At 48.0% G+C, this 9,703-nt stretch carries 9 protein-coding genes; all 9 read left to right on the plus strand.

Annotated elements, in window-relative coordinates:
* Positions 1 to 11 precede the first annotated feature (11 nt).
* The 9 genes from ACKLKD_RS16965 to rfbC all read left to right on the plus strand — a co-directional run bounded on the left by ACKLKD_RS16965 (position 12) and on the right by rfbC (position 9,653).
* Entirely contained in the window at positions 12 to 539 is a 528-nt protein-coding gene (locus ACKLKD_RS16965) for an oligosaccharide flippase family protein (protein ID WP_232667753.1), read from the plus strand.
* Positions 499 to 1,437, plus strand: coding sequence for an oligosaccharide flippase family protein (locus tag ACKLKD_RS16970; RefSeq protein WP_420061979.1), 939 nt, complete (start codon positions 499 to 501; stop codon positions 1,435 to 1,437). The genes ACKLKD_RS16965 and ACKLKD_RS16970 overlap by 41 nt, the downstream gene beginning before the upstream one ends.
* A gap of 196 nt (positions 1,438 to 1,633) precedes the next feature.
* Positions 1,634 to 3,040 carry an NADP-dependent phosphogluconate dehydrogenase gene (gene gndA / locus ACKLKD_RS16975; RefSeq protein ID WP_087805395.1) on the plus strand — a complete coding sequence of 469 codons (1,407 nt, stop codon included), beginning with the start codon at positions 1,634 to 1,636 and terminating at the stop codon, positions 3,038 to 3,040.
* A 208-nt stretch (positions 3,041 to 3,248) separates the two neighbouring features.
* On the plus strand, positions 3,249 to 4,664 hold the full coding sequence (locus tag ACKLKD_RS16980) for a mannose-1-phosphate guanylyltransferase/mannose-6-phosphate isomerase (RefSeq protein WP_004103671.1): 1,416 nt from the start codon (positions 3,249 to 3,251) through the stop codon (positions 4,662 to 4,664).
* Between the two features lie 22 nt (positions 4,665 to 4,686).
* Positions 4,687 to 6,057 (plus strand): O9 family phosphomannomutase RfbK, encoded by a 1,371-nt coding sequence (gene rfbK, locus ACKLKD_RS16985; protein ID WP_087805397.1) that lies wholly within the window; start codon positions 4,687 to 4,689, stop codon positions 6,055 to 6,057.
* 157 nt (positions 6,058 to 6,214) lie between these two features.
* Positions 6,215 to 7,279, plus strand: a complete 1,065-nt coding sequence (rfbB, locus tag ACKLKD_RS16990) for a dTDP-glucose 4,6-dehydratase (RefSeq protein ID WP_087805399.1) — start codon at positions 6,215 to 6,217, stop codon at positions 7,277 to 7,279.
* 13 nt (positions 7,280 to 7,292) lie between these two features.
* Entirely contained in the window at positions 7,293 to 8,162 is an 870-nt protein-coding gene (gene rfbA, locus ACKLKD_RS16995; RefSeq protein WP_087805401.1) for a glucose-1-phosphate thymidylyltransferase RfbA, read from the plus strand.
* A 31-nt stretch (positions 8,163 to 8,193) separates the two neighbouring features.
* A complete protein-coding gene (gene rfbD / locus ACKLKD_RS17000; RefSeq protein WP_087805403.1) occupies positions 8,194 to 9,084 on the plus strand; it encodes a dTDP-4-dehydrorhamnose reductase in 891 nt (296 codons plus the stop codon).
* Positions 9,085 to 9,098: 14 nt separating this feature from the next.
* On the plus strand, positions 9,099 to 9,653 hold the full coding sequence (gene rfbC, locus ACKLKD_RS17005; protein ID WP_087805406.1) for a dTDP-4-dehydrorhamnose 3,5-epimerase: 555 nt from the start codon (positions 9,099 to 9,101) through the stop codon (positions 9,651 to 9,653).
* Positions 9,654 to 9,703 lie beyond the last annotated feature (50 nt).

Raw genomic sequence — 9,703 nt, forward strand, 5'->3', positions numbered from 1 at the left:
AGTGTGAATATATGAATTTAATATCAAATGCTAAATGGAATGCCTTTTCTCAATTTATCAAAATGGCTATCCAAGTTGTAAATCTTGTTTATTTAGCTAAGATTATACCCCCAGCTGAATATGGCTTGATGGCTATGGCTGTCGTTGTTATGAATTTGGGTATTCTCTTAAGAGATCTAGGAACTGCAGCTGCTATTATTCAAAGGAAAAACATTTCTAATAGCCAAATTAATTCTATTTTTTGGTTAAATGTTTTTTTAGGAGTGATGCTTGCAATTTTAATGATTAGCCTAGCTCCTTTCATATCATATATTTATAGCGAACCTTCCTTAACACTGGTCTTAATTTTTCTTAGTGTTACATTTCCCCTATCAAGTTGTGCCGCTACGCATCTAGCATTATTGGAGAAGGTGTCTCATTTTAGAAAAATCTCAACTATCGAGATTTCATCTTCATTACTTGCGGCCATATTTGCAATAGTTTTTGCAAACTTGGGTTATGGTGTTTATAGTATTAGTAATACAAGCTATTGTTCTTAATTTATGTTCGGCTTTGCAATTTTGGTTTGCATCATCCTGGCGGCCATCCTTTAAAAAACTAATTTTAGTGGAAGATCTTAAGGATATTTTTGGTTTCAGTGCTCATTTGTCGATATTTAATTTAATTATTTATTTTTCCCGGAATGCTGATAGTTTTTTGATCGGGAAGTTCATGTCGTCCTTCATTTCGGGTAGTTACAATCTTGCATATAGAATTATGCTCTTTCCGATTCAAAGTTTGACTTATGTAGCGACTCGCTCTTTATATCCTATTTTAAGCCATCATCAAGATGATAATAATAAAATCAAAGACACATATCTTAATTGTGTTCTTGTTATTCTGGTTTTAACATGTCCTCTAATGAGTGGTATAGCAATTCTAAGTCGACCCTTTATATCAATAGTCTTTGGTCCACAGTGGCATATTGCAGCAGAAGTTTTGCAGTGGTTAGCTCCGACAGCTATTATACAGTCGGTTCTGAGTACCACCGGTTCTGTATTTATGGCTAAAGGTAAGACGAATGTTTTAATGAAGTTAGGGTTTGTTGGTGCTTTTTTGCAAGTAGGTTCTTTTATCATTGGTGTTAATTATTCAATATCAGTTTTAGCAAAATTTTATTTGCTTGCTAACATAATTAATTTCTTCCCTGTCATGTTGTGCTTATTTAGTACTGTCTCCATAATTTTTTCAGACTTCATTAAAAAAATATGGCCAGCCATTATTTCGACTTTAGTTATGGTAATGGCTCTTTTTTTGGTGAACATTTATTTTATTAATTTCAGTACAATGGAGAGATTTGATCTTCTAGTTGGCGTATCTTTTTTTGGTGCATTTGTATATATAATCTCCCTTTTCTTTTGTTTGCGGCCTTTTCGTTTGTTATTCATCAGGAAATAGTTATTTACCTTATTCTTAATACGCACATAAGATATTCTTAATCCTTCGCTTGAGCATTTCTGGCCAGAAGTAAAGCTGGTGATTACAGTAATATTGATTTTATTTATTTCTACTACTGATGTTTTCTTTAGTATATAATTATTAGTTGATTCAATTGCGAATATTTCGCAGTGACCACACCTGACAGGAGTATGTAATGTCCAAGCAACAGATCGGGGTTGTCGGTATGGCAGTGATGGGACGTAACCTTGCGCTCAACATTGAGAGCCGCGGTTATACCGTCTCCGTTTTCAACCGCTCCCGTGAAAAGACCGAAGAAGTAATTGCTGAGAATCCCGGCAAGAAACTGGTCCCTTATTATACTGTGCAAGAGTTTGTTGAATCACTCGAGACTCCGCGCCGTATCCTGTTAATGGTGAAGGCGGGGGCAGGCACTGACAGTGCCATCGACTCTCTGAAACCTTACCTGGATAAGGGTGACATCATCATTGATGGTGGTAACACCTTCTTCCAGGACACTATTCGTCGCAATCGCGAACTTTCTGCGCAAGGCTTTAACTTTATTGGTACCGGTGTGTCCGGCGGTGAAGAGGGCGCGCTTAAAGGTCCTTCTATCATGCCTGGTGGTCAGAAAGAAGCTTATGAGCTGGTTGCGCCAATTCTCAAGCAGATTGCCGCAGTTGCAGAAGACGGTGAGCCGTGCGTCACCTATATCGGTGCGGATGGTGCTGGTCATTATGTCAAAATGGTTCACAACGGTATTGAATACGGCGATATGCAGCTGATCGCTGAGGCCTACGCTTTACTGAAAGGTGGCCTTGCGCTTTCTAATGAAGAGCTTGCGCAAACTTTCACTGAGTGGAATGAAGGTGAGCTGAGCAGCTATCTGATTGACATCACCAAAGACATCTTCACCAAAAAGGATGAAGAGGGTAAATACCTGGTTGACGTGATCCTTGATGAAGCAGCAAACAAAGGTACCGGTAAGTGGACCAGCCAGAGTTCTCTGGATCTGGGCGAACCGCTATCGCTTATCACTGAGTCAGTCTTTGCCCGCTATATCTCCTCCCTGAAAGACCAGCGTGTTGCTGCTTCTAAGGTTCTTTCCGGGCCGCAAGCGAAGACTGCTGGTGATAAAGCAGAGTTCATTGAGAAAGTTCGTCGCGCTCTCTATCTGGGCAAAATCGTCTCTTACGCTCAAGGTTTCTCCCAACTCCGTGCTGCGTCTGATGAATACCACTGGGATCTGAACTACGGCGAGATTGCTAAAATCTTCCGTGCAGGCTGTATCATCCGTGCTCAGTTCCTGCAAAAGATCACTGATGCCTATGAGCAGAATGCGGGTATTGCCAACCTGCTGCTGGCGCCTTACTTCAAGCAGATCGCCGATGATTATCAGCAAGCGCTGCGCGATGTGGTTGCTTACGCTGTGCAGAATGGTATTCCGGTTCCAACCTTCTCTGCGGCTATTGCCTACTACGATAGCTATCGTTCCGCTGTACTGCCTGCTAACCTGATTCAGGCTCAGCGTGATTATTTCGGCGCGCATACATATAAGCGCACTGATAAAGAAGGCGTATTCCATACTGAATGGCTTGATTAATTCGTGATAAAACAGCCTGGCAAGAGCCAGGTTGTTTTTTAATGGGGTAACACGGAATCTAATTTCAGTTTTTATTAGAAAATATAAGATTTATATTCCATCCAAAGTGTTTTTAATCTTCCTTCTTTTGCAATTTTGCCAAAATTTGCAAAAGAAGGACTCATTACTTCCATAACGTCATATTTAATATTTTATTAAGGATTTTATCATGTTACTTCCTGTGATTATGGCGGGTGGCACCGGTAGCCGCCTGTGGCCGATGTCCCGTGAACTCTATCCAAAACAGTTTCTCCGACTGTACGGGCAGAACTCCATGTTGCAGGAAACCATCTCGCGCCTCTCCGGTCTGGATACCCATGAGCCTATGGTTATCTGCAATGAAGAGCACCGCTTCCTGGTGGCTGAACAGCTGAGACAGCTCGGTAAACTGTCAAAAAATATCATCCTTGAGCCGGTGGGCCGCAACACGGCACCGGCCATCGCCCTCGCGGCGCTGCAGGCCACGCAGAATGGCGATGACCCGCTGATGCTTGTCCTGGCAGCGGACCATATCATCAATAATCAGCAGGTCTTCCACGACGCCATTCGCGTCGCGGAGCAGTATGCGCAGGCTGACCATCTGGTCACCTTCGGTATCGTTCCGAACACCCCCGAAACCGGCTACGGCTATATCCAGCGCGGCAATGCGCTGGGGGAAGGGGAGCACACGCCTTATCAGGTCGCCCGCTTTGTCGAGAAGCCGGACCTGGAGCGTGCGCAGGCCTATCTCGCCTCCGGAGAATATTACTGGAACAGCGGCATGTTCATGTTCCGGGCGAAAAAGTATCTCTCCGAACTGGCAAAATTCCGCCCGGATATTCTCGAAGTCTGCACGGCTGCGGTCCGCGCCGCCGACAGCGGCAGCGACTTTATCAGCATCCCCCATGAGGTGTTCAGCACCTGTCCCGACGAATCCGTTGACTATGCGGTGATGGAAAAGACCGCCGATGCGGTGGTGGTGGGGCTGGATGCCGACTGGAGCGACGTCGGCTCCTGGTCAGCCCTGTGGGACGTCAGCCCGAAAGATGAGCTGGGCAACGTGCTGACCGGCGATGCCTGGGTGCACAACAGCCAGAACTGCTACATCAACAGCGACGAAAAGCTGGTGGCGGCTATCGGCGTTGAGGACCTGGTGATCGTCAGCACCAAGGATGCGGTACTGGTGATGAATAAAAATCGTGCCCAGGACGTGAAAAAGGTCGTGGAGTACCTGAAGGCCAACCAGCGCAGCGAATACAAACGACACCGCGAAATCTACCGTCCGTGGGGCCGCTGTGACGTGGTGGTCCAGACGCCGCGCTTCAACGTTAACCGTATCACCGTCAAGCCGGGCGGGGCGTTCTCCATGCAGATGCATCACCACCGCGCCGAGCACTGGGTGATCCTCGCCGGGACGGGGCAGATAACGGTCAACGGCAAGCAGTTCCTGCTGACTGAAAATCAGTCGACCTTTATTCCCATTGGTGCCGAGCACTGCCTCGAGAACCCGGGACGTATCCCGCTGGAAGTGCTGGAGATCCAGTCCGGCTCCTATCTGGGCGAAGACGACATTATCCGTATTAAAGACCAGTATGGTCGTTGCTAATTTGTATTTAAGGATTAAATAGATGGCAAAATTAAATTGTTTTAAAGCTTACGATATCCGCGGTGAACTGGGCGAAGAATTAAACGAAGATATCGCCTACCGTATCGGACGCGCCTACGGCGAATTTCTGAAGCCGAAAACGATCGTGGTGGGTGGCGATGTGCGTCTGACCAGCGAGTCGCTGAAGCTGGCGCTGGCCAGAGGCCTGATGGATGCGGGAACGGACGTGCTGGATATTGGTCTGAGCGGGACCGAAGAGATTTACTTCGCCACCTTCCACCTGGGCGTGGACGGCGGGATAGAGGTGACGGCCAGCCATAACCCGATGAACTACAACGGCATGAAGCTGGTGCGTGAAAACGCGAAGCCCATCAGCGGCGACACCGGGCTGCGCGATATCCAGCGCCTGGCGGAAGAGAATCAGTTTGCGCCGGTGGACGCGTCCCGTCGCGGCACCCTGCGTCAGATATCGGTGCTGCAGGAGTACGTGGACCACCTGATGGGCTACGTGAACCTGGCCAGCTTCACCCGTCCGCTGAAGCTGGTGGTAAACTCCGGCAACGGCGCAGCCGGTCACGTGATTGATGAGGTGGAGAAACGTTTTGTGGCGGCAGGCGTGCCGGTGACCTTTATCAAGGTGCATCACCAGCCGGACGGCCACTTCCCGAACGGTATCCCGAACCCGCTTCTGCCGGAGTGCCGGCAGGACACCGCGGATGCGGTGCGCGAGCACGGCGCGGACATGGGTATCGCCTTTGACGGTGACTTCGACCGCTGCTTTATGTTTGATAACGATGCAGAATTTATCGAAGGCTATTATATTGTTGGCCTGCTGGCGGAAGCGTTCCTGCAGAAGCAGCCGGGCGCCCGGATTATTCATGACCCGCGTCTGACGTGGAATACGGTGGATATGGTGACCCGCAGCGGCGGGACGCCGGTGATGTCGAAGACCGGGCACGCGTTCATTAAAGAGCGGATGCGTCAGGAAGATGCGATTTACGGCGGGGAGATGAGCGCACACCACTATTTCCGCGATTTCGCCTACTGCGACAGCGGGATGATCCCGTGGCTGCTGGTGGCGGAGCTGCTGTGCCTGAAGAACAGCCCGCTGAAGGCGCTGGTGGCGGACCGGCAGGCGGCGTTCCCGGCGTCGGGGGAAATAAACCGCAAGCTGGAGAATGCGGCGGCGGCAATAGCGCGCATCCGTGAACGCTATGAACCGGATGCCGTCAACGTGGACACCACAGACGGCATCAGTATTGAATATCCGGAGTGGCGTTTTAACCTGCGCAGCTCGAACACCGAGCCGGTAGTGCGTTTAAATGTTGAATCTAAATCGAATATTGAGCTAATGAAAATGAGGACGGCGGAGTTATTAGATTATCTAAATTAAATTTTATTGTTTTTATCTGCTTCAAAAGATAACTACTCAGTAATTCTTATTGGTATGCAACCCGGCATTTAATATGATACTTTCTGTTGAGTTTTTTTATTAAATATCGAAATTGTCGCGTTGTTAAATTATATTTTCAATCAGAAAGAGATACAGTATGAAGATCCTTGTCACAGGCGGTGCAGGTTTTATTGGTTCTGCCGTTGTCCGTCATATTATTGAGAATACTTCCGACGAAGTTCGGGTAATTGATTGTCTTACATACGCTGGTAATCTTGAATCCTTGGCTCCGGTCTCAGGTAATGAGCGCTACTCGTTTTCTCAGACAGATATCACTGATGCTAAATCTGTCGCAGAGCAGTTCAGCGATTTCCGCCCGGATATTGTGATGCACCTGGCCGCAGAGAGCCATGTAGATCGTTCTATCGACGGACCTGCTGCCTTTATTCAGACCAACCTGATTGGGACCTTCACTTTGCTGGAGGCTGCCCGTCAGTACTGGTCAGCTCTGGACCCGGAACATAAGCAAACTTTCCGCTTCCACCATATTTCTACTGATGAAGTCTATGGCGATCTGCATGGTACTGATGATCTCTTCACAGAAGAGACTCCGTATGCGCCGAGCAGTCCCTACTCGGCCTCCAAGGCTGGCAGCGACCACCTGGTTCGTGCCTGGAACCGCACCTACGGCTTGCCAGTGGTGGTGACCAACTGCTCCAACAACTATGGCCCGTACCACTTCCCGGAAAAACTCATTCCGTTGACAATTCTCAATGCGTTAGCTGGTAAACCGCTTCCTGTCTATGGAAACGGCGAGCAAATCCGTGACTGGTTGTATGTTGAAGATCATGCTCGTGCATTGTACAAAGTGGCGACTGAAGGCCACAGTGGTGAGACATATAACATCGGCGGACACAACGAGCGTAAAAACATTGATGTTGTTCGCACTATCTGCGCCATTCTCGATAAAGTCGTTGAACAGAAGCCAGGTAATATAAACCAGTTTGCTGATCTCATTACGTTTGTGAAAGACCGCCCGGGTCATGATCTCCGCTATGCTATCGATGCGGCGAAAATTCAGTGCGATCTCGGTTGGGTGCCAGAAGAGACATTCGAAAGTGGGATTGAGAAAACAGTCCATTGGTATCTGAATAACCAGACCTGGTGGCAACGTGTGCTCGATGGCTCCTATGCCGGTGAGCGTCTTGGCCTGAACAACTAACAAGGAAAAGAGAATGAAAGGAATTGTACTCGCCGGTGGTTCCGGCACACGCCTATATCCAATTACCCAAGGTGTTTCTAAGCAACTGCTGCCCATCTATGACAAACCGATGATTTATTATCCGGTTTCCGTTCTGATGCTGGCGGGAATTAGGGATATCCTGATTATCACCACGCCGGAGGATATGCCCGCATTCCAGCGTCTGCTGGGAGATGGTTCTCAATTTGGCGTGAATTTCTCATATGCAATTCAGCCTTCTCCAGATGGCCTGGCACAAGCCTTTATTATCGGTGAGAAGTTTATCGGTAATGATGCCTGTGCGTTAGTACTCGGCGATAACATTTACTTTGGCCAAAGCTTTGGCCGGAAACTGGATGCCGCCGCCAGCAAAGCATCAGGTGCAACAGTCTTCGGCTACCAGGTTCTCGATCCGGAACGTTTTGGTGTGGTGGAGTTTGATGAGAACTTTAAAGCTCTATCGATTGAAGAGAAACCGTTGAAGCCAAAATCCGATTGGGCAGTAACCGGACTGTATTTTTACGACACCGATGTAGTGGCAATGGCGAAGGAAGTTAAGCCATCCGCGCGTGGGGAGCTTGAAATCACCACGCTGAACCAGATGTATCTTGATCGTGGTGATCTCCAGGTAGAACTACTTGGCCGTGGTTTCGCCTGGCTTGATACCGGTACACACGACAGCCTGATTGAAGCCTCGCAATTTATTCATACCATTGAAAAACGTCAGGGAATGAAAGTTGCTTGTCTGGAAGAAATTGCGTATCGCAAACAGTGGCTCAGCGCTGAAGGTGTGGCGGCTCAGGCCGAACGCCTGAAGAAAACAGAGTACGGTGCTTACCTGAAACGTCTGCTTAATGAGCATTAATGACTGCCGGTCATAATTAGGATACTGATGTATGAAGATTTTACTTATTGGTAAAAATGGTCAGGTAGGCTGGGAACTGCAGCGCGCGCTTTCAACATTGGGCGAAGTGGTTGCTGTAGACTTTTTTGATACAGATTTGTGCGGTGATCTGACTAATCTGGAAGGGATCGCTCAAACAGTCCGCTCGGTTAAACCTGATGTGGTAGTGAATGCGGCAGCGCATACAGCAGTGGATAAGGCAGAAAGCGAGCGCGAACTGTCTGACTTGCTGAATGAGCGAGGCGTAGCTGTCCTTGCTACTGAGTCAGCAAAGCTCGGCGCTCTCATGGTTCACTATTCAACGGATTATGTATTTGATGGTCAGGGGGTTCATTATCGTTCTGAGGATGAGGCTACTGGACCGCTAAATGTATATGGTGAAACTAAGCGGGCCGGCGAAATAGCGTTGGAGCAAGCGAATCCACGACATCTTATCTTCCGTACCAGCTGGGTATATGCCACTCGTGGAGCGAACTTCGCTAAAACGATGCTGCGTCTGGCTGGCGAGAAAGAGACATTGTCGATAATTAATGATCAGCATGGAGCGCCAACTGGCGCAGAGATGCTGGCTGACTGTACGGCAATCGCTATACGTGAAGAGCAGCGTAACCGTTCGGTAGCTGGAACATATCATCTGGTAGCCAGCGGTGAAACAAGCTGGTATGACTACGCTAAGTATGTCTTTGAAGTGGCTCGTGCACAGGGAGTTGAGTTGGCTGTTAAAGAGGTGAACGGTATTCCGACCTCTGCCTATCCAACGCCTGCGAAACGTCCGCTGAATTCGCGCCTGTCAAACGAGAAATTCCAACGCGTATTTAGTGTGACGTTACCGGACTGGCGCCAGGGTGTCGCACGAGTGGTAACTGAAGTTCTGGGTAAGTAAACAGGCAGATAATTATGAATATTATTAAGACAGATATCCCTGAAGTTCTAATTTTCGAGCCACGCGTCTTCGGCGATTCGCGCGGTTTTTTCTTTGAAAGCTTCAGCAGTAAATTCTTTGATGAAGTTGTTGGACGGAAAGTCGAGTTTGTCCAGGATAACCATTCTCAGTCGCAGAAGGGCGTCCTGCGCGGTCTACATTACCAGCTTGACCCGCATGCTCAAGGTAAACTGGTTCGCTGTATTGAAGGAGAGGTTTTTGACGTGGCGGTTGATATCCGTCGCTCTTCCCCAACTTTTGGTAAATGGGTAGGGGCGGTACTGAGCGCGGATAATAAGCGTCAACTGTGGATCCCAGAAGGATTTGCCCATGGCTTCATGGCGTTGAGCGAAACGGTGCAGTTTGTATATAAAGCAACTAATTACTACGCACCTCAATCTGAGCGCAGTATTATATGGAATGATCCTCAGATTAACATCGAATGGCCTGACCTTGCTGACTGCTCACTCTCTTTGTCTGATAAAGATTTGCTGGCTCATACCTTAGCGACTGCAGAAGTATATAAATAATCATTAAATATTTCTTCAAAACTGGGTAATGACTCAAAATTATTGAAACT

Source organism: Klebsiella sp. 10982 (assembly GCF_048589245.1).
GTDB classification, from domain to species: Bacteria; Pseudomonadota; Gammaproteobacteria; order Enterobacterales; family Enterobacteriaceae; genus Klebsiella; species Klebsiella quasivariicola.

Coding starts and splice junctions, on each gene's coding strand:
- ACKLKD_RS16965 (WP_232667753.1), top strand. CDS start 12: ATGAATTTAATATCAAATGCTAAATGGAATGCCTTTTCTCAATTTATC.
- ACKLKD_RS16970 (WP_420061979.1), top strand. CDS start 499: ATGGTGTTTATAGTATTAGTAATACAAGCTATTGTTCTTAATTTATGT.
- gndA (WP_087805395.1), top strand. CDS start 1,634: ATGTCCAAGCAACAGATCGGGGTTGTCGGTATGGCAGTGATGGGACGT.
- ACKLKD_RS16980 (WP_004103671.1), top strand. CDS start 3,249: ATGTTACTTCCTGTGATTATGGCGGGTGGCACCGGTAGCCGCCTGTGG.
- rfbK (WP_087805397.1), top strand. CDS start 4,687: ATGGCAAAATTAAATTGTTTTAAAGCTTACGATATCCGCGGTGAACTG.
- rfbB (WP_087805399.1), top strand. CDS start 6,215: ATGAAGATCCTTGTCACAGGCGGTGCAGGTTTTATTGGTTCTGCCGTT.
- rfbA (WP_087805401.1), top strand. CDS start 7,293: ATGAAAGGAATTGTACTCGCCGGTGGTTCCGGCACACGCCTATATCCA.
- rfbD (WP_087805403.1), top strand. CDS start 8,194: ATGAAGATTTTACTTATTGGTAAAAATGGTCAGGTAGGCTGGGAACTG.
- rfbC (WP_087805406.1), top strand. CDS start 9,099: ATGAATATTATTAAGACAGATATCCCTGAAGTTCTAATTTTCGAGCCA.